Raw genomic sequence first — 21087 nt, forward strand, 5'->3', positions numbered from 1 at the left:
TTACCTAGTATATTTTCTTTTTAAGGAGAGGACACATGTTTTTAAAATCTCTAGAAATACGAGGATTTAAATCTTTTGCTGATAAAACAGAATTAAAATTTAAACAAGGCGTTACAGCTGTTGTAGGACCTAACGGAAGTGGAAAGAGTAATATTTCGGATGCTGTAAGATGGGTATTGGGAGAACAGAGCGTTAAGGTTCTAAGAGGCGGAAAAATGGAAGATGTAATATTTGCAGGAACGCAGTTTAGAAAGCCAGTGGGCCTTGCTCAGGTTTCGCTAACCCTTGATAATAGTGATGAAAAGCTCGCGACAGAATATAACGAAGTAGTTGTATCAAGAAGAATATTTAGATCAGGAGAATCGGAATATTTAATAAATAATTCAAAGTGTAGGCTAAAAGATGTAATAAATCTTTTTATGGATACAGGAATTGGTAAGGAAGGTTACTCGCTAATTGGACAAGGTAAGATTGAAGCCATATTAAGTGGTAAGCCAGAAGATAGAAGAAATCTCTTAGAGGAAGCAGCAGGTATTGTAAAGTTTAAAAATAGAAAAGAAGAAGCAGAGAAAAAGTTAAGCAATACGGATGAAAATTTAGTTAGAATAAATGATATTCTATCAACTTATGAAGAGAGAATAGAACCCCTAAGGATTGAAAGAGAGAAGGCATTAGAATTTACTGACTTATCTAATAATTTGAAGAAAAAAGAAGTATCGCTTATAGTACATACAATAGACAAAATGGAAGAAGAATTAAAAGGGTTTAATGAAGATTTAAATTTAAAAATTAAAGAAATTGAAGATAAGCGTAAAGAAGTGTCTAATTATAAGTCACAACTTAAAGAGTTAGAACTGAAAATAGAAAAACTAGAAAAGAAGAATTTAGAAGAAAAAGAGAAATATTATAGCCTAAAAGAAACTGTTAGTGAAGATGAAAAAAGTATAGAACTTTACAAAGAAAGAATTAAGAGTTTTGAAGAAAAGATTAATAGGAATAATTATGAGCTGGATGATATTTTAGTTAAGGTAAATCAGCTTAATGAAAACAAGAAATTATTAGAAAGCGAATTGAGTGAAAGACTAAAGGAACAAAGATTAAGAGAAGAAGATATAGTAAGTTTAGAAGAAAACAATATAAAAAGTTCTAAGGAACTTAAAAGTATAGATGAAGAAATAAAATCTCTAAGAGAAGGTGAATTTGAACTTTTAAGAAGTAACTCAGATATGAAGAATGAGATTACTATGCTAAATAAAGATCTTTCCCTAAGAGAAGAGAAAAAAGAAACCCTAAATTCGTCTATATCTTTTCTAGAAAATAATATTGTTATTAATTTAGCGACTTATAAAGATCTAACCAATGAAATTGAAAAGAATAAAGACAATATAAAATTGTTAAATATGCAAATAGTAGAGCATAAGAAAAAAATAGGTTCTCTATCAGCAAATTTAACTAAAAAAGAAAATGAACTTAGAGAATTAAGTGGGACTTTAACAAAACTTGATGCAAATAGATCAATGTTAGAAAACTTGGAAAAGCATTATGAGGGATATAACAGGTCAGTAAAATCTTTAATGGAATTAATTCATAGGGAAAGAATTACGGCTGCAAATGATACTAAAGTCTTAGGTGAAATTTTCACTGTAGGTAAAAAGTATGAAGTTGCTATAGAAATAGCTTTAGGTGCTGCAATTTCAAATGTTATAACAAAAAATGAAGAAATAGCAAAAGTTCTTATAGGATATTTGAAAAAAAATAGTCTAGGAAGAGCGACATTTTTACCTTTAAATATTATAAAAGGAAAGAAGTTAGAACTAGATAGAAGTATAACTGAAGCTAATGGATATATTGGGATTGCAAGTGACATAATATCTTATGACAAAGAGTATAAAAATATAATGGATTATTCTCTAGGAAGAACAATAATCTGTAGTGATATGGACTGCGCTCTTAACATCGCAAGAATCGGAAAATATAATTATAGAATCGTTACTTTGGATGGAGAAATCATAAATCCAGGGGGAGCATTAACAGGTGGTAGCATAAAGGGGAAAAATTCAAATGTTCTAGGTAGAAAAAGAGAGATTGAAGAATTAGTATTAGACATAAGCAATAAAAAAGAGAAATATGAGGAATTGAAAATACTAGTTCAAGATATCAAGAAAGAAATACAAAACCTAGACGAGGATATGCTGAATAAAAGGGATGAAGTTCATGAGAAAAATATTGAACTTACAAAAAAGGAAAGTGAGATTAAAGGGTTACAATCTGATACGGACAAGCTAAAGAGAAATCTAGAAACTGCTAAAGAAGAAATAAAAAGAATAGCAGGTGAAAGAGAAGCTATTTTAGAAAAGATTAGAGCTAAAGAATCTGAAGTTCAGGTGATTGAAAGTGAAAATACAGCTAACAAGAGCAAAAGTATAGAACTGGAACAATTAATGAAAATTAAAGTTCAAGAAGTTAACGATAGCGATACTAAGCTTACAGAAATGAAAATCAGTAAGGCTAAGTTGGATGAGGCAATAGAAAATAAAAAGAATGAATTTTTAAGAATAGAAAAAGAAATTAAGGATTTAGAGATTAAAAATGAACTTTTAAATAATGAAAATGAGGAAAATAAAAAAAATATTGAAAGTTTAAATTTAGATATAAAGGCTAAGAATAAGAATATCGAAGAAAATAATATTAATATCAGCAATTTAGAAGTAAACTTTAAAGATGATGAGATATTAAAAGAAAAGTTAAAGCAAGAATTTAAAGAAAAAGATAATGTAATAAGCGGCATTTTGGATGAAGTAAGCTTAAAAGAAATGGAAGTAAATAAGCGAGAAGTAATTAAAGCTAAGAAAGAAAATGATAGGGAGCATGTTTATAAGAAACTTAATGAAGAGTTAGAATTAACTTATGCAGAGGCATTAGATAAATGTGAGCCAGTAGTTGATGAGGAAGCTTTGAAACAAGAAATTTTTGTTACTAAAGGAAAGATAACAAAACTTGGAGTAGTAAATTTAGCGGCAATAGAAGAGTATGAAGAAATTAAAGAAAAGTATGAGTTTATGTCTACTCAGGCAGAGGATTTAGAAAATGCCAAGAGGGAATTAAATGCTGTTATTGAAGAAATGACTAATGAAATGAAAAGTTTATTTAAAGAAAACTTCAAAATATTGAATTATAATTTTGATAAAACTTTTAAAGATTTGTTTAAAGGTGGAAGTGCTGAGCTTATTTTAGGTGAAGGCGACGAGCTTACAGCTAATATTGACATAAATGTAGAGCCGCCAGGAAAAAAACTTCAAAATATTAATCTAATGTCTGGTGGAGAGAAGGTTTTATCTGCAATAGCTTTACTTTTTGCAATTTTAAAGATGAAACCAACGCCTTTCTGTATATTGGATGAAATAGAAGCGGCTTTAGATGATGCAAATGTATATAGATATGCAGAGTTCCTAAAAATGTTCTCTCAAAATACTCAATTTATAATTATAACTCATAGAAAGGGAACTATGGAGGTAAGTGATATTATATATGGAGTAACAATGGAAGAGAAAGGTGTATCAAAGGTAGTTTCAGTAGACTTTTCCGATAGCTAGCATACGTAAACCGTCTACTTATAATGAGAGGTAACGGCTGCAAGCTTCTGGATTAGTTCGACTAAGATTTAAGATAAGATAACTTATCTTAAATCAAGTTTCACTCGAGCAGAAAATTTTAATTAGGAGGAAATGAATTTGTTTGGAAATTTATTTAATAAACTAAAAGAGGGATTAGCAAAGACAAGAGATGGATTGACCGATAAGATAAATGAGGCCTTAAATTTGGCAGTAACTATAGATGAGGATTTATATGAGGAATTAGAAGAAATATTAATCATGTCTGATATCGGTATGGACACAACAGTAGATATTATAGAAAGATTAAGGGTTAAAATCAGAAAAGAAAAAATAAACGATCCTCAAGAAGTAAAACCGGCATTAAAAGAAGTAATTAGAGATATATTACTTGAAGGTACATATGAAGATGACGAAAAAGAAAAGAAAGTAATGCTTATAATTGGGGTAAATGGTGTTGGTAAAACTACATCTATAGGAAAACTTGCAGCAAAGAATAAACAAGAAGGAAAAAAAGTATTACTGGCAGCAGCTGATACATTTAGAGCTGCTGCTATTGATCAGCTTGAAGTATGGAGTTCTAGAGCTGAAGTTGATATAGTTAAACATCAGGAAGGATCGGATCCGGCTGCGGTTGTTTTCGATGCAATAGAAGCGTCAAAGGCTAGAAATGTTGATTTATTAATATGTGATACGGCTGGAAGGCTTCATAATAAAAAGAACTTAATGAATGAGCTTGAAAAGATAAACAGAATAATTGATAGGGAATTGCAAGGTTATAGAAAAGAAACATTACTAGTTTTAGATGCAACAACAGGTCAAAATGCTGTTATTCAAGCAAAGCAGTTCATGGAAGCTTGTCCGATAGATGGAATAATATTAACTAAATTAGATGGAACAGCAAAAGGTGGCGTTGTTTTATCTATAAAGCAAAGCTTAAATATTCCTGTTAGATACATAGGAGTCGGGGAAGGCATTGATGATCTTCAAAAATTTGATGCAGAAGGATTTGCTGAAGCATTAATATAGGGTTAGATAAGAAATAATAGGCCAGTATGTTTGGTCTATTATTTTCTTTCATTGCGTTAGGAAATTATAATGAGGTCAAATATACGAATAACTTTTAAAAGTGGCGAAATGTGCACGGTTTTGGAAGTGGATTTTCTTGTGTGTCTTAAAAATATTTCTAGAAAAATATATAAAAATTAAACTATGTTTAAATGTTTATACGAAAATATATTTCTATAAACACATTTTTAAAGGTACATAGGTTTATATAAAAATAGTTTCAAAGATTCATATTTTTAAATATACATATGAAAATATGTAAATATTTATTGGAAACATCAGGGGTTCAAGGTTTTTGATTATGAATATACAAAATATAAGCAATTTAAAAATCATTAATTGTATCAAAAAACTTGAGATATAGAGCCTAGGTGTAAAAAAATAAAAGTGTTAAGTAAAAATACTTGACACTTTGAAATAATCCTGTTAAAATCTCTTTTGTGGGTAAGGTGATTAAATGGAAGATAGAGTTGAGATTTCGTTACTTATGGATTTTTATGGTCCGTTATTAACAGAAAAGCAAAGTGAAATTATGCAGTGGTATTATAATGATGATTTATCGTTAGCTGAAATAGCTGAGCTTAATCAAACGAGTCGTCAGGCTATTCATGATTTAATCAAAAGATGTTATAAACAACTTCTCTCCTATGAACGTAAACTTAACTTACTTCAAAAGAGTATAAATAGAAAAAAGGAAATTATGAATTTTTTAGAACACTTAAAAAATAAATATTCCATAGATGATGAGGATATTATAAAATATAAAGAAAAGCTAGAAAATTTATAAGGAGGAGTAAACATGGCTTTCGAAGGATTAGGTGAAAAATTACAGGAGACTTTTAGAAAATTAAAAGGTAAAGGAAAGTTGACTGAAAAAGATATAAAAGAAGCCATGAGAGAAGTAAAGCTTGCCTTACTAGAAGCAGATGTTAACTATAAAGTTGTTAAACAATTTATTTCTTCTGTTAGTTCTAAATGTGTTGGAAGTGAAGTTCTTGAAAGTCTAACACCAGGACAACATGTAATAAAGATAGTTAATGAAGAACTTACTAATCTTATGGGTGGAACTGAAAGTAAACTTAATTATAGTAGTTCAGGACTTACAGTTATAATGTTAGTTGGATTACAAGGAGCAGGTAAGACTACTATGTGTGGTAAACTTGCGTTAAACCTTAGAAAAAATAATAAAAAACCATTATTAGTGGCTTGTGATATTTATAGACCAGCAGCTATAAAGCAATTAGAAGTTGTAGGAAAACAAATCGAAATTCCAGTATTTTCGATGGGAGATAAAGTAAACCCTGTTGAAATTGCAAAGAATGCAATCACTCATGCAAAAGATAATGGAAATAATGTAGTTATCATAGATACTGCAGGTAGACTTCACATTGATGAAGAATTAATGCAGGAACTAAAAAATATAAAAGATAATGTAAACCCATCAGAAATATTATTAGTTGTTGATGCTATGACAGGTCAAGATGCTGTTAATGTTGCAGAAAACTTTAATAATGATTTAGATTTAAGTGGAGTTATTTTAACAAAACTAGATGGTGATACTAGAGGTGGAGCTGCACTGTCAATTAAAACTATAATTGATAAGCCAATCAAATATGCCGGTGTTGGCGAAAAAATGAATGATTTTGAAGTGTTCCATCCTGATAGAATGGCATCAAGAATTTTAGGAATGGGTGATGTATTATCGCTTATTGAAAAAGCTCAAGAAGCCATTGATGAAAAGGAAGCAGCTGATTTAGGTAAGAGAATGTTAAATCAAGAATTTAACTTTGAAGATTATCTAATGGCAATGGAACAAATGAAAAAGCTTGGACCTTTAAATAAAATTATGGAAATGATACCTGGCTTGAATTCAAAGGAACTTCAAGGAGTTGACTTTGATAAGGGGACTGAGGCTCTTGATAAGACTAAGGCGATTATTCAATCAATGACACTAAAAGAAAGAAGAAATCCAAGCCTTATACTAAAATCTCCATCAAGAAAAAGCAGAATAGCTAAAGGATCAGGTACTAATATACAAGAAGTTAATAAACTCATGAAGGGCTATGAAATGATGAAAAAGAACATGAAGCAAATGAAGTCATTCCAGAAGCAGGCAAAGAAAGGCGGCCTATTTGGCAAGTTACCTTTCTAAGCATTAGAGTTAAAATATATATTTATTATCCTTTAAAGGAGGTGAAATTAAAATGGCAGTAAAAATCAGATTAAGAAGAATGGGTGCTAAGAAAGCTCCTTTCTATAGAATAATTGTTGCAGATTCAAGAGCACCAAGAGATGGTAAGTTCATCGATGAAATTGGATACTATAATCCATTAACTGAACCAGTTGAAGTTAAAATCAACGAAGAAAAAGCTAATGAATGGTTATCTAATGGAGCACAACCAACAGAAGTAGTTAAGAGACTTTTCAATAATGCAGGTCTTACTAAGTAATTTTTGGAGGTGAATTCTACAGTTAGTACATACTAATTGTAGGCGTTTATGAAGGAATTAGTTGAATTTATGGCTAAATCCCTTGTTGATAACCCAGATGCAGTTACTGTTAATGAAGTAGATGGAGAACAATCCATAATACTTGAATTAAAAGTTGCACCAGAAGATATGGGTAAGATTATAGGTAAGCAAGGAAGAATTGCGAAAGCTATAAGAACAGTTATAAAAGCTGCAGCAGTTAAACAGAATAAACGAGTTATAGTAGAAATCATCTAAAAATTGAGAGTTAGGGTAACCTAACTCTTTTTAAATATACACATTAGAAAAAAGCGCGCAAGCGCAACCAAGATCATTTAATTGTAAAAAGCGCATAAGCGTAACTGAGAACATTTCGATTATAAAAAAAGCGCGCAAGCGCAACCAAAATCATTTAACTATAAAAAAGCGCATAAGTGCAACTGAGAACATTTTGTCTATAAAAATGCGCGTCAGCACAATTAAGATTAATTCGCATATGAAAAAGCGCACATATATGAGAAGAGTGTGCTTAACAATTCGGAACTTGTTAAGTGAAACTAAGATCATATAGGCAATCTAATATCTTTAACAATGAGTTCAAGGAAAAAAGTATATAATAATTTATATAGGGCATAATCAAAAAAATAATGGATTTTGGTATAAGATACTATTAAAAATAACAACAAGTCAGCATGCTGGTCTATTTTCGTCATATGCGTCTCTAAGTTATTTTATGCCATTATTCTTCTTATGCTTAAAATGAGGTGAAAAGAGTGGGAAATTTATTTAAAATTGGTCAGATTATAAATACACATGGAATTAAAGGCGAAGTTAAAGTGTATCCTCTAACAGAAGATGTAAATAAATTTAAACGTCTAAAAACTGTTTTAGTAGGTGGAGAGGAAAAGGAAATACTAGGAGTTAAATTCCAAAAAGATAGAGTTATACTAAAAATTGAAGGTATAGACTCTATGAATGATGCTGAAACTTACAAGCAAAAATATATTGAAATACCACGCGAAAATGAGCCAGAACTTCCATCTGACACATATTATGTTTCTGATTTAAAAGAATGTACTATATATGATACTAATGAAAAAGAAATTGGAAGAATTTTCGATGTAATAAGCACTCCTAACAATGATGTATATTGGATTAAGGAACCTAAGGAACTATTAATACCAGTTCTTAGAGATATAGTTCTAGATATAGATATAAACTTGAAAAAAATCATTATTAAGCCAGTAGGTGAATGGCAAGATGAAGATTAGCATATTAACGTTATTTCCAGAAATGTTTTCTATTTTCGATCATAGTATAATAGGAAGAGCAAGAGAAAACAACATAGTAGATTTAGAAACGCTAAACATAAGAGATTATACGTTAAACAAACATAAAAAAGTCGATGATTATCCTTATGGGGGCGGTGCTGGAATGGTTATGGCACCTCAGCCTATAGTTGATACTATAAGGGACGCAAAGTTAAGTAATAAAGGGAAGGTTGTTTTCTTAGGGCCGAGAGGAAAAACTTTCAACCAAGAGATTGCTAAAGAGCTTTCTAAGGAAGAAGGACTAATATTTTTATGTGGACATTATGAAGGAATAGATGAAAGAGTTTATAAGCATATAGATATGGAAATTTCACTTGGAGATTTTGTGCTGACTGGCGGAGAGATGGCTGCAATTCCGGTGATTGATTGTATATTAAGATTAATTCCAGGTGTTTTGGGAAAAGAAGAGAGTTTTATGGAAGAGTCATTTTATAATGGACTTTTAGAATATCCACAATACACTAGACCAGAAGAGTTTGAAGGAGATAAGGTGCCTGAAATTCTGTTATCTGGGCATCATGAAAATATAAGAAAATGGAGAAGACTTAAGTCTCTTGAGGTAACAAAGAAGATTAGACCCGATTTATATAAGAAAATTACATTAACCAAAGAAGATATTAAAATATTAAAAAATAACAATAATAAATAATTTTTGTTGAAATATAAAAAATTATGTGATAATATTAAGTTTGTGCTAGTACGGGCGTTCCGCTGTCATACATATGTGTTAAGAACGTCAAATTATCGTTAAGGAGGGAATGCACAATGAACGAAATAATAAGAGCTATAGAAGCTGAACAAATCAGAACTGACTTACCTAAATTTGCTATCGGGGATACTATAAAGGTATACGTTAAGATTCAAGAAGGTAACAAAGAAAGAATTCAAATGTTCGAAGGTACTGTTATCAAAAAACAAAATGGTGGTTTAAGAGAAACTTTCACTGTAAGAAGAGTTGCTTACGGAACTGGAGTTGAAAGAACATTCCCAATGAATGCACCAATCATCGACAAAATTGAAATCGCTAGAAAAGGTAAAGTTAGAAGAGCTAAACTTTACTACTTAAGAGATAGAGTTGGTAAGGCTGCTAAAGTTAAAGAATTATTAACTAGATAGTATTTGAAAAGGGGACTGTTTCAGTCCTTTTTTTATTATATAAGAAAAATAATATTAATACGTGATTAATGTACAATTAAAGCAAGGAAAAGCCGAGGGATTTTTTAAGAATAGGATTAGAAAATTACTAAGTCATTTTAGTATAAATTTCTTACAGGGTATCCTAAAGGCATGAAATGTGAATTGTGTATTTTGAACTGAAAAATAAATTTAAGGAGGAATTCATATGGCAATTAATTGGTTTCCGGGACATATGAAAAAAACTCAAAGAGAAATTAAAGAAAACTTGAAATTGGTAGATGCTGTAATTGAAATAAGAGATGCAAGAATTCCAAGAAGTTCTGCGAATCCTGATATTGAAAAATTGTTAGAGGGAAAACCAAGAATTATACTTTTAAATAAGAGTGATTTAACCGATGGTAGAGTTACAAAAGAGTGGATAAATTATTTAACTAAAGATGATGTTAAAGTATTAGAGGTTAATTGTTTAAAAGGTGATGGACTTAAGAATATAAAGCCTACATTGCTAACATTACTTAAGGAAAAGCATGATAGATTAAAGGCAAAAGGTATGGTTAACATAACAATGAGAGTAATGGTTGTTGGAATACCTAACGTAGGCAAATCTACATTTATCAATAAAATGGCTAGAAATAATATAGCTAAAACAGGTGATAGGCCAGGAGTTACTAAGAGCAAACAATGGATTAAAACAGGAATGGGGATTGAAATGCTAGATACCCCAGGAGTGTTATGGCCTAGATTTGAAGATGATGAAACAGCTTTGAATTTAGCTTTTACTGGTGCTATAAAAGATGAAATAATGGATATAGAAGAATTAGCTTTGAAACTTGTTGAAAGATTACAAAGTAATTATGAAGAGAAATTAAAAGAAAGATATAAACTTAAAGAAGTTTTTGAAAATCCATTAGATACATTAGATGCTATAGGCAAAAAAAGAGGTACTTTAATTTCTGGAGGACAAATTGACTATAATAGAATAGCTGTTATACTACTTGACGAATTCAGGGGAGGAAAAATGGGCAATATCACATTGGAGCGCCCAACAGAAGAAAATGATACAGTTTAATGAAGATATAAGATCACTATCATTTGCGGAAATTAAGGAAGAAATACATAAGTTATCTATAGTTGATTTATCTAGAAATGGTGAACATACAAAAGTTATAAACTGGCTAGAAGAAGATAAAAGGAAAAATGTATTATCACTTAAGAAAAAGATTGAGAAAGATTTAGAATCATATTTAAATGAAGTTAAAAGAGTCAAAACAATGTATGAGTTTGATAAATCATTTGGAAGTTATCGATATATAGCTGGTGTAGATGAAGTTGGTAGAGGACCTCTTGCGGGTCCTATCGTAGCTTGTAGTGTTATTCTTGATTTAAATGTTTTAGAAAAAGATTTAATCTTATATATAAATGATTCAAAAAAAGTAAAAGAGCATAAAAGGGAAGAACTTTCTGAAATAATAAAAGAAAAGGCATTAAGTTACCAAATAGCAGTTTCTTCTAATAAAGAAATTGATGAAAAAGGAATAGCTTTTGCAAATAATAAAGTGTTTTTAGAAAGTTGTAATGCACTTAGTATAAAACCAGATTTAGTATTATCTGATGGCTATTTAATTAAGAACATTGGTATAGAGAATAAATCTGTTATAAAAGGTGATACAAAAAGTGCTAGTATTGCTGCAGCATCAATTGTAGCAAAAGTGTATAGAGATAAGCTGATGAAAGAATATGCTAAGAAATACCCACATTATGACTTTGAAAATAATGTCGGATATGGTACATCAAAACATATAGAAGGTCTAAAAAAATACGGAAAAAGCGACATTCATAGAAATAGTTTTTTAACAAAATTATTGTAATTAAATTTTGCTTAAGCACATGAAAATAGATAATAAGTCAAAAGTGCCATTAATATTTTTTATCAGGCAAGGAAAGGCGACAAATTGGCATCATAGCAGGCCTGCTAGGTCAATACGCCAACATAGTATGTTGAAAAATAAAATTGCAAATAGATTTGTTATTTATTCGAATGTGACTAAATGGAATTTATATGAAGAGATTAGTATGTTCATGATAAATAAATTAATAAAAAAACTATAAGAATATTAGAAATTTAAATAATATTCTTATAGTTTTTTTGTTTTATATGCTGTGGTAGTAAATTTGCATTAAAAACTCAAGTAAACTAATAAATTAGTTAAGTCTAAAAGCATCCTTTATATGGTTTATTTTAAAATTTGTACTTTCTAAATTTAGATAAACTTCAATGACATCAAATCTAACATTAATATTAGGTAATCTTTTATAGTTAATATAAGAATTTGCAACTTTTATTATGGACTTTTGTTTTGAAAAATTAACAGATTCTCTTGGCAATCCATAATTATTGTTATATCTACTCTTAACTTCCACAATAATTAATAAATTATTCTTTTTGCATATAATATCAATTTCACCTAAAAAGTTTTTGAAATTACAATCCAAAATATTATAATCATTCTTTTCTAAATATTTCTTGGCTAAATCTTCGCTAAAATCACCTATATCTTTATTTATTTTTTTCACTAGATCACTTCCAATTTTATTTACTTAAATATATTAAAAATTACTAACTGCATTGCTATTATATCTTTGAATTATTAACAATTAAAAAATAAATATAACAAATGTATTTTTATGGAATTAATATTTAAATGTATGTCTATAATTTTTAGTAGGTGATTTATATGGCAGTAAAAATAATTAGTGCAACGCACAATGGATTAGAAGGTTTTTTAATAAAAGTAGAGGTAGATATATCTAAGGGTTTACCGGTGTTTAATATTGTGGGGCTCCCAGATACTTCTGTAAAAGAAGCAAAAGAAAGAGTTAGAGCCGCAATATTAAACTGTGGGTTTGAATTTCCGTTAGGAAGAATTACTATTAACTTAGCTCCAGCAGATGTAAGAAAAATTGGATCTCTTTTAGATTTGCCAATTGCAATTGGTATATTAATGGAATCAAATCAAATTTGCAGAAAGAATTTGGAGGAGTATATTATATTCGGAGAATTATCCTTATTTGGTGAGCTTAAAGGGGTAAAAGGTACTATACCTATAATAATTGAAGGTGCAAGGAAGGAAATTAGAAAATTTATCTTTCCTTATGAAAACTTAGAAGAAAGTTATTATTTCAAGAATGTTGAATATTACCCATTAAAAAATTTAAAAGAAGTAGTCTCGCACATTACATATGAAGATATGCTCCCTTATGAGATGGAGAGCGATGAAAGAGAAGAAGAAATACTAGATTCACTAGATTATGGGGATATTATAGGACAATATTCTTCTAAAAGAGCATTAGAGATTGCGGCAGCTGGAAAACACAATATAATTCTTTATGGAGAGCCAGGATGTGGTAAAACAATGCTTGCAAAAGCATTAATTTCAATTTTACCATCCTTGTCTCAAGAGGAATTAATAGAAATTGCAAAAATATATAGTGCATGCGGCCTTATGACAAAGATTTCTCATATTAGCAGACCTTTCAGAGCTCCACATCATACAACTACAAGAATAGCCTTAATTGGCGGAGGAAAAGAAATAAGGCCTGGAGAAATAACTCTTGCACATAATGGTGTATTATTTTTAGATGAAATTTTGGAGTTTAAGAAGGATGTTCTTGAATCTCTAAGAGAACCTCTTGAAGAAAAAAATGTGAATATTAATAGGCTTAGTGGAAGTTATCAAATGCCTGCTGATTTTCTTCTAATCGGGGCCTTTAATCCAGTAGAAAACAATGAGGATAAAGATTTAAATGATAGCAAATATTATTTAAATACTAAAATTACTAAATATTCTAAGAAATTTTCAAGTGCTTTGCTAGATAGAATTGATATATTAAATTATGTGCCTAGACTCAATTATGATGAGATAGAAAACAAAAAAGATTCGTACGATTCAAAAATTATGAAAGAAAATGTACTTAGAGCCAGAGATATACAAAAACTGAGATTTAAGAATACGGCTTACAAATATAATTCAGATATAAAAGGAAAGGACATTTTTGAAATTTGCAGGGTTAATAAGAAATGTTCAGAGCTTCTAAAAAAATATTATAATACATCAAGCGTATCGTTAAGAGGTTATGGGAAGGTAATAAAATTGGCAAGAACTATAGCGGATATAGATAATCAAAAGGATATTTTAGAGTTTCATATTCTAGAAGCTTTTAGCTATAGGAAAAATATTAATGGAGAAATTATGTAGGGTTAGAAGGGAATATGTATAAATGGATTATGAATTATGGTTAATACTTATTGATATTACAAGTTTTCAAAAAATAAAATTAATAAATAAATATAAAACAGCAGAAAATGTATATAATAATTTTGAGGAGATATTAAAAGAAAATGAAACAATATCTAAAAAATTAAAAAATTTTCAAAAAGATGATTTATGCTATGAAGTTTTAAAATTAGAAGAAACATTATATAAAAAAAATATAGGATATATAACATACTCTAATCCTTTATATAAAGAGAAATTGAGCGGGATTTTAAATCCTCCTTATTTCCTTTTTTATATGGGAAATATAGACATTATAAATAATAAATCTATAGGTGTAGTAGGGGCAAGAAAATGCTCAAATTATGGACTAACTGTAACAAAACTCTTGACAAAGGAGCTTATTACTAATAATATAACGCTTATAAGCGGAGGTGCAAGAGGAATTGATTCGATTGCACATAAAACAGCTTTAGAGAATGATGGATATAACATATGCGTATTAGGATGTGGAATAGATAGAGCTTATCCATCTGAAAATAAAATGTTGTTTTCTAAAATAGCAGAAAAAGGCGTAGTAATTTCAGAATTTTTACTTGGTACAGCACCATTAAGAGAAAATTTTCCTAAAAGGAATAGAATAATTAGTGGTCTTAGTGAGGGTGTAATAGTTATAGAAGCTTCAGAAAAAAGCGGATCTTTAATAACAGCTAGACTTGCGCAGCAGCAGGAGAAAAAAGTTATTGCTGTTCCAGGCTCTATATTATATGCTGGAGCAAGTGGTTCTAACAAACTAATTAGAGATGGTGCTAGTATATGTACTGATATAGAGGATTTAAGAGTTTTACTTAGTTTAGAACATGTTGAAATTCAACCGATGAATTTTACACCAGAGAAAAGCGAAATACTAGAGTTAATTACAGATTCACCAATTCACATAGATGATATTTTTAAAAATACGTCTGTTGATAGAGGAGCTTTATACGCATTATTATTTGAAATGCAAATAAAAAGTGAAATTATTTGTCTACCGGGAAATTACTATGTGAAAACAATTTAAAAATGTGTAGGGGGTGAATACTTCATAAATTTTATGGAGTTATACTATGGGTCAAAAACTTGTAATTGTTGAGTCGCCGGCTAAAGCAAAAACAATCGGCAAATATTTGGGTAAGAATTATATTGTAGAAGCATCAATGGGACACGTAAGAGATTTACCTAAGAGTACATTAGGTGTTGATATAGAAAATAACTATACTCCTAAGTATATAACTATTAGAGGAAAAGGAGAATTAATAGATAAACTAAGAAAGGCTGCAAAAAAAGCAGAAAAGGTTTATCTCGCAACCGACCCTGATAGAGAAGGTGAAGCGATTTCGTGGCATTTAGCCAATATATTAAAAATTTCAGAGGATGAAACATGCAGAATTGTATTTAATGAGGTTACAAAGACAGCTGTAAAAGCATCTATAAAGCAAGCTAGAAAAATAGACTTGGATTTAGTTGATGCCCAACAAGCAAGAAGAATATTAGATAGACTTGTTGGTTATGAAATAAGTCCGATTTTATGGAAAAATGTAAAGTGGGGACTTAGTGCAGGAAGAGTCCAATCAGCTGCTTTAAAATTGATTTGTGATAGAGAAAAGGAAATAAATGAATTTATACCAAAGGAATATTGGTCAATAGACTGTACACTTAAAAAAGAAAAAAAGAAATTTCCAGTCAGGTTATCAACATATAAAGGAAAGAAGATTGAGATCGGAAACGAAGAAACATCAAATGGAATCATAAAAGAGCTTAATCAGGGAAACTTTGTAGTAAAAAGTATAAAAAAAGGTAAGAAAAATAGAAATCCTCTTCCACCTTTTACTACAAGTACTCTGCAACAGGATGCAAATAGAAAATTAAATTTTATGACAAAGAGAACTATGTCAATTGCACAAGTACTTTATGAAGGTGTTGAAGTCAAAAGTTATGGTACAGTCGGATTGATAACATACATGAGAACTGATTCTGTAAGAATTTCAGAAGAGGCTCAAGAAAGAGCAAAAGAATTTATAGAAGGTACTTATGGAAAAGAATATCTCCCAAGTGCTCCTAGAGTATATAAAGGTAAGAAAAATATCCAAGATGCTCATGAAGCAATAAGACCTACTTATGTAGAGATTACACCTGAAATTGCTAAAGAAAATTTAACTCCAGAGCAATATAAATTGTATTCTCTAATATGGAATAGATTTGTTGCAAGCCAAATGGCGTCATGTGAATTAAATACAAACTCAATAGATATAGAAAATGGAGACTATAAATTTAAGGCATCTGGTTCAGTAATCTCTTTTGATGGTTTTATGAAAATATATGAATATTCAAATGAAGAAGATGAGAATTCTGTAATATTACCAGAGCTTAAGGAAAATGAAGAGCTAAAAGTGGAATCGCTAAATGGAACACAACATTTTACACAACCACAGCCAAGGTATACTGAAGCATCTTTTGTTAAATTATTAGAAGAAAAAGGTATAGGCAGACCTAGTACGTATGTTCCGACAATTTCAACGCTTCTAGGAAGGAATTATGTTGTTCGTGAAAAGAAGAATCTAATTCCAACTGAACTTGGTGAAATAGTAAATAATATTGTAAGCGAATATTTTAGACAAATAGTTGATGTTGATTTTACGGCAGATATGGAGAGAAAGCTTGATGATGTAGAAGAAGGAAATGAGAATTGGACTCAAATAGTAGAAGAATTCTTTAGTCCGCTAAAAGTTGCTATTGAAAAGGCTGAAAAAGAAATATCAAAAGTAGTAATTGAAGATAAGGTCAGCGATGTAAAATGTGAAAAATGTGGCCGAATGATGGTTATTAAAAGAGGAAGGTTTGGAGAATTTTTGGCATGTCCTGGATATCCAGAGTGTAAGAATGCTAAACCTATTGTTGAGGAGTTGGATGTTCCATGTCCTGAATGTGGAAAACCAATTGTAGCTAAAAAGAGCAAAAAGGGAAAGAAATTTTTTGGATGTTTAGGTTACCCTGAATGTAAATTTGTAAGTTGGTATGAACCAGTAAAAGAAAAATGTCCTAATTGTAATTCTTATATGGTAGCAAAATATTCGAAAACAAAAGGAAATTATATACAATGCTCAAATAGTGAGTGTAATTATAAAGAAGAAGTAAAAAAAGATAACGCAAAAGAAGAATAGAAATAAATACGAAGAAAACAGCTTTATAATTAAATAAGTAATATTATTTTGTCGAATCTAATAAAAAGAGTGTTGAAAAGCAAGATTTTATATGATAAACTAGTCTTGGTAGCAACTTGTAAAAAAATTCAATAAATTAAGAATTTTCTAACAATAATATTCTTTTGCTAAATAATATTGTTATACAGCTGCCAAGGAGGATTATAATATGTCATCATTATTAACTAAAACTAGAATGTTAAATAAGATTCTGCAGAAATCTGGTACAGAACCTGTAGCATTTCAAGATATATGTACATTATTAAGTGAAGTTCTTGAATGTAATGTATACATAATAAGCAAAAAAGGGAAAGTACTTGGATATACTTTTGGTAAAGATTTTGAATGTGAAGCCATGAAGAAAAAGGTAATAGAGGATAAAAAATTTCCAGAAGATTATAATAAGACATTGTTGGAAGTTAATGAAACATTATCTAATCTCCCTAACGAAGGTAGATGTGTATTTCAAGAGATTGGTAAATGCAAGAAGGTAGATAAGCTATCAACAATAGTTCCTATTATAGGAAGTAGAGAAAGACTAGGAACATTAATTTTAGCTAGATTTGGCAATCCGTTTACTGATGAGGATTTAGTTATAGTAGAATATAGTGCAACAATTGTAGGAATGGAAATGCTTAGAGCTATGCAAGATGAAATAACAGAAGATACTAGAAAAAAGGCAGTAGTACAATTAGCAATAGGAACCCTTTCATACTCAGAATTGGAAGCAGTTGAACATATTTTTGATGAGTTAAATGGAAATGAAGGACTTTTAGTAGCTTCAAAGATAGCTGATAAAGTTGGTATAACTAGAAGTGTTATAGTAAATGCACTCAGAAAATTTGAAAGCGCAGGAGTGATTGAATCAAGATCACTTGGAATGAAAGGTACTTATATTAGAATATTAAATGAAAAGCTAATAGATGAATTAAAAAAGATTAAGTAATAGATAGCTATAGACAAGTAATGGTCTATAGCTATTTTTTTATTGTATAGGAAATTATAGAATTTCGAAGAGTCTTAAGCTAGATGGAATCTAGCTTTAGACTCTTCGGTATGTTAAGATGTAACTATAAAATTAAGAGGTATACAGATGAAAAAAGGGAAGATGAATAAGATATTAGAAGATCATTGGCATAGCTTTGTAAAATTGTATGGTAAAAAAATTAGACCTAATGTAAAGGCTGAAGTTGATAAAGTTTTAAGATGTAAGGATACTAAGTATGGTTACATTGAGTTGAAGTGTAAAAAGTGTAATGAAATCAAGAAGATAGGGTTTACTTGTAAGAGTAGATTTTGCACATCTTGCGGCAAAGTTTATGTTGATAACTGAATTGATAGTATGTTATTAAAACTAATAAACGTTAGACATAGACATATTGTATTCACTATACCAGAAGAATTAAGGATATACTTCGGCAAAAACAGAAACAAATTAAAAATACTTCCGCAATGCGCAGCAAAAGCTGTTACGACTTGGATGAGAGATTTAAATAAAAGTGAGGAATTTGCTCCAGGAATAGTAACTGTGATACATACATTTGGCCGTGATTTAAAGTGGAATCCACATGTACACATGATGGTTACAGAGGACGGAACAGGAAATAATACTGAGTGGAGACATATAAGACATATATCATATTTATCACTGCGAAAGCGATGGCAAAAATTATTGCTGGATCATTTAGAAGAATTAGTAGGAAAGAAAAGCGAAGCTAAAAAGCTGAAGAATAAATTATATAGAGATAAGGATAAAGGATTTTATGTACACGCAAAAACACAAATAAAATCAGCTAAAATAGCGGCAAAGTATATTGGAAGATATGTTGGACGACCTGCGATAGCAGAATCTAGAATTATAAAGTATGATGGCAGAAATATCACATTTAAATATACTAGACATGAAGATAATAAAACCATAATAGAAACTTTAAATGCGCATGAGTTTATAAAGAAAGTCATAATACATATTCCAGAAAAGCATTTTAAGATGATCAGATACTTTGGTATTTATTCTAGGAGAAGTAAGAAGAAAGACAATTTTATAAAAATGTTGGATGATAAAATGATAAAACTACGAAAAGCAATATCTAAATGGGAATATAGAATACTGGCTTCATTTGGAATTAACCCTTGTAAGTGCCCCAGATGTGGGGAGTTAATGAAATTTAATGACATAGTTTATGGGGATAACGGTTCTATGAGGGAATATTTTAAAAAGAAGATTATTAGTGAAGGGAAAGAAAATTTAGAAAAAACTATTGAATTATATGCAATTACAAAAGGTCTTATATATGGTAGAATAAATCCGACAACAACGTAGTTGGAGGGCAGAAAAATTGAACGAAGAGATACTATATATTTGTATGGAATGTAAAACTGAAGAAAATATACCTAAGGAGGTTGTAGAATACTTTGATGAAATGGATCAAAGTAACATAAATGAACCACCTTGTTTTTCATGCGAAAAATGCGGCGGAGTCATGAGACCTCAAAAATATAGTGGTATACACGGAAAAGAATATAAATTATAGAATTAAAACCATAGAGAAAAGTAAATCTCTATGGTTTTGATTTATATTTTAATATATTTCTCCGAAGGAGCGTGGCGCAGCCACTTTTTTATTCTTTAGTAAATTATAATGCAATTAAATCTGGGGATAACTTTTAGAGTAGTCTATTTTACTGGGATTAATTACTATAAAAGAATAAGAAATAAATCATATTCGCCTGCCAAATTTTTCTCACGTGCGTTCGAAAAGGCAGATGCGTGAAAAAAATCTTCGACTCCACAGTCGTCTGCGATTTTTTTATTCTTTAAGAATTTATAATTCAGTAAAATATGTGAACAATTTTTTGAACAGGTAATTAACTAAGGGAGTATCTAAAAGAATAAAAAATAATATATAGTTTATTCCAGTTGTGTATAAGATTTAACTATTTTGAGAACACTTTAAGATGATTAATAAAATTTTATTAAATATAAATAATGTGCATATTTTTATTTATGTAAGGTAAATTGAAAAATTTTTGTTGATACCATAAATACCTTATGATATACTACTTAAGGTAAGAAATACACACACTATCCAATTTATAGATTTGGTGCCCTTATTTTAAGGGAAATTTATAAGCTGAAGATAGTGGAGGTAAAAACCAAGGAGGTAACAAAATGTCAGTAATATCAATGAAACAATTATTAGAAGCAGGTGTACACTTCGGTCACCAAACAAGAAGATGGAATCCTAAAATGGCTCCATATATCTTCACAGAAAGAAACGGGATCTATATAATAGACCTTCAAAAAACAGTTAAGAAAGCTGAAGAAGCTTATAACTTCGTTAAGCAAGTAGCTGAAGAAGGAAAAGATATACTTTTCGTTGGAACTAAGAAACAAGCTCAAGAAGCAATACAAGAAGAAGCTATCAGAAGTAACATGCATTTCGTAAATAACAGATGGTTAGGTGGAATGTTAACAAACTTCTCAACTATCAGAGGTAGAATAAGAAAATTAGAACAAATTGAAAAAATGCAAGAAGATGGAACTTTTGACGTTCTTCCTAAGAAAGAAGTTATAAAGCTTAAAGGCGAAATGGAAAAACTTGAAAAGAATCTTGGCGGTATCAGAAACTTAGATGCATCAAACGTTGGAGCAATGTTTATAGTTGATCCAAGAAAAGAAAAGAATGCTATCTTAGAAGCTAAGATTTTAGGAATACCAGTTGTTGCTATTGTAGATACTAACTGTGATCCAGAAGAAGTTGACTACGTAATCCCAGGTAATGACGATGCTATTAGAGCTGTTAAATTAATAACTGCTAAAATGGCTGATGCTATTATGGAAGGAAGACAAGGCGAACAATTAGCTGAGTAGTTTATATAAACTTTAAAAGGGTAAGTGAGTTCACTCCAACTGCCCTTTTATTAGGTGTTAAGGATTACTTTCGATATAGAGGAGG

Annotated in this window: 18 protein-coding genes and 1 pseudogene; 18 read left to right on the forward strand and 1 reads right to left on the reverse strand. The window is 30.0% G+C overall.

Going from position 1 to position 21087, the window contains the following annotated elements:
- Window positions 1-35 precede the first annotated feature (35 nt).
- The 11 genes from smc (at window position 36) to PZA12_RS06540 (ending at window position 11483) form a co-directional block, all read left to right on the forward strand.
- A complete protein-coding gene (gene smc, locus PZA12_RS06490; protein ID WP_103698119.1) occupies window positions 36-3593 on the forward strand; it encodes a chromosome segregation protein SMC in 3558 nt (1185 codons plus the stop codon).
- 138 nt (window positions 3594-3731) lie between these two features.
- On the forward strand, window positions 3732-4640 hold the full coding sequence (gene ftsY, locus PZA12_RS06495; RefSeq protein ID WP_041894962.1) for a signal recognition particle-docking protein FtsY: 909 nt from the start codon (window positions 3732-3734) through the stop codon (window positions 4638-4640).
- 496 nt (window positions 4641-5136) lie between these two features.
- Window positions 5137-5466: a putative DNA-binding protein gene (locus PZA12_RS06500; protein WP_065415735.1), complete on the forward strand. Its 330-nt coding sequence runs from the start codon at window positions 5137-5139 to the stop codon at window positions 5464-5466.
- A 12-nt stretch (window positions 5467-5478) separates the two neighbouring features.
- A complete protein-coding gene (ffh, locus tag PZA12_RS06505) occupies window positions 5479-6831 on the forward strand; it encodes a signal recognition particle protein (protein WP_077838845.1) in 1353 nt (450 codons plus the stop codon).
- 52 nt (window positions 6832-6883) lie between these two features.
- Window positions 6884-7129 carry a 30S ribosomal protein S16 gene (gene rpsP / locus PZA12_RS06510; protein ID WP_008424801.1) on the forward strand — a complete coding sequence of 82 codons (246 nt, stop codon included), beginning with the start codon at window positions 6884-6886 and terminating at the stop codon, window positions 7127-7129.
- 48 nt (window positions 7130-7177) lie between these two features.
- Window positions 7178-7405 carry a KH domain-containing protein gene (locus PZA12_RS06515; protein WP_011968514.1) on the forward strand — a complete coding sequence of 76 codons (228 nt, stop codon included), beginning with the start codon at window positions 7178-7180 and terminating at the stop codon, window positions 7403-7405.
- 515 nt (window positions 7406-7920) lie between these two features.
- Window positions 7921-8418: a ribosome maturation factor RimM gene (gene rimM, locus PZA12_RS06520; RefSeq protein WP_103698120.1), complete on the forward strand. Its 498-nt coding sequence runs from the start codon at window positions 7921-7923 to the stop codon at window positions 8416-8418.
- Complete coding sequence (gene trmD, locus PZA12_RS06525) at window positions 8408-9127, forward strand: tRNA (guanosine(37)-N1)-methyltransferase TrmD (protein ID WP_077838847.1); 720 nt, start codon at window positions 8408-8410, stop codon at window positions 9125-9127. Before rimM ends, trmD begins: the two co-directional genes overlap by 11 nt.
- 116 nt (window positions 9128-9243) lie before the next feature.
- Complete coding sequence (gene rplS / locus PZA12_RS06530) at window positions 9244-9594, forward strand: 50S ribosomal protein L19 (protein WP_023973323.1); 351 nt, start codon at window positions 9244-9246, stop codon at window positions 9592-9594.
- Window positions 9595-9820: 226 nt separating this feature from the next.
- Window positions 9821-10684, forward strand: a complete 864-nt coding sequence (ylqF, locus tag PZA12_RS06535) for a ribosome biogenesis GTPase YlqF (RefSeq protein ID WP_077838848.1) — start codon at window positions 9821-9823, stop codon at window positions 10682-10684.
- On the forward strand, window positions 10671-11483 hold the full coding sequence (locus PZA12_RS06540) for a ribonuclease HII (protein WP_103698121.1): 813 nt from the start codon (window positions 10671-10673) through the stop codon (window positions 11481-11483). The genes ylqF and PZA12_RS06540 overlap by 14 nt, the downstream gene beginning before the upstream one ends.
- Window positions 11484-11817: 334 nt before the next feature.
- Here the strand turns inward: PZA12_RS06540 and PZA12_RS06545 are convergent, their stop codons facing one another.
- Window positions 11818-12189, reverse strand: coding sequence for a YraN family protein (locus PZA12_RS06545; RefSeq protein WP_077838850.1), 372 nt, complete (start codon window positions 12187-12189; stop codon window positions 11818-11820).
- A 161-nt stretch (window positions 12190-12350) separates the two neighbouring features.
- Between PZA12_RS06545 and PZA12_RS06550 the strand changes: the two genes are divergently transcribed.
- From PZA12_RS06550 to rpsB, 7 genes and pseudogenes are all read left to right on the forward strand, one after another.
- Complete coding sequence (locus PZA12_RS06550) at window positions 12351-13871, forward strand: YifB family Mg chelatase-like AAA ATPase (protein WP_103698122.1); 1521 nt, start codon at window positions 12351-12353, stop codon at window positions 13869-13871.
- Between the two features lie 22 nt (window positions 13872-13893).
- Complete coding sequence (dprA, locus tag PZA12_RS06555; protein WP_103698123.1) at window positions 13894-14949, forward strand: DNA-processing protein DprA; 1056 nt, start codon at window positions 13894-13896, stop codon at window positions 14947-14949.
- A 46-nt stretch (window positions 14950-14995) separates the two neighbouring features.
- Complete coding sequence (topA, locus tag PZA12_RS06560; protein ID WP_077838853.1) at window positions 14996-17089, forward strand: type I DNA topoisomerase; 2094 nt, start codon at window positions 14996-14998, stop codon at window positions 17087-17089.
- 208 nt (window positions 17090-17297) lie between these two features.
- Window positions 17298-18074: a GTP-sensing pleiotropic transcriptional regulator CodY gene (codY, locus tag PZA12_RS06565; protein WP_011968524.1), complete on the forward strand. Its 777-nt coding sequence runs from the start codon at window positions 17298-17300 to the stop codon at window positions 18072-18074.
- A gap of 147 nt (window positions 18075-18221) precedes the next feature.
- Window positions 18222-19451, forward strand: a pseudogene (locus tag PZA12_RS06575) (IS91 family transposase).
- Between the two features lie 16 nt (window positions 19452-19467).
- Window positions 19468-19662, forward strand: a complete 195-nt coding sequence (locus PZA12_RS06580; protein ID WP_078116876.1) for a hypothetical protein — start codon at window positions 19468-19470, stop codon at window positions 19660-19662.
- 638 nt (window positions 19663-20300) lie between these two features.
- Window positions 20301-21002: a 30S ribosomal protein S2 gene (gene rpsB / locus PZA12_RS06585; protein WP_011968525.1), complete on the forward strand. Its 702-nt coding sequence runs from the start codon at window positions 20301-20303 to the stop codon at window positions 21000-21002.
- Window positions 21003-21087: the final 85 nt, after the last annotated feature.

The organism is Clostridium beijerinckii, from assembly GCF_036699995.1.
Classification (GTDB): Bacteria; Bacillota; Clostridia; order Clostridiales; family Clostridiaceae; genus Clostridium; species Clostridium helianthi.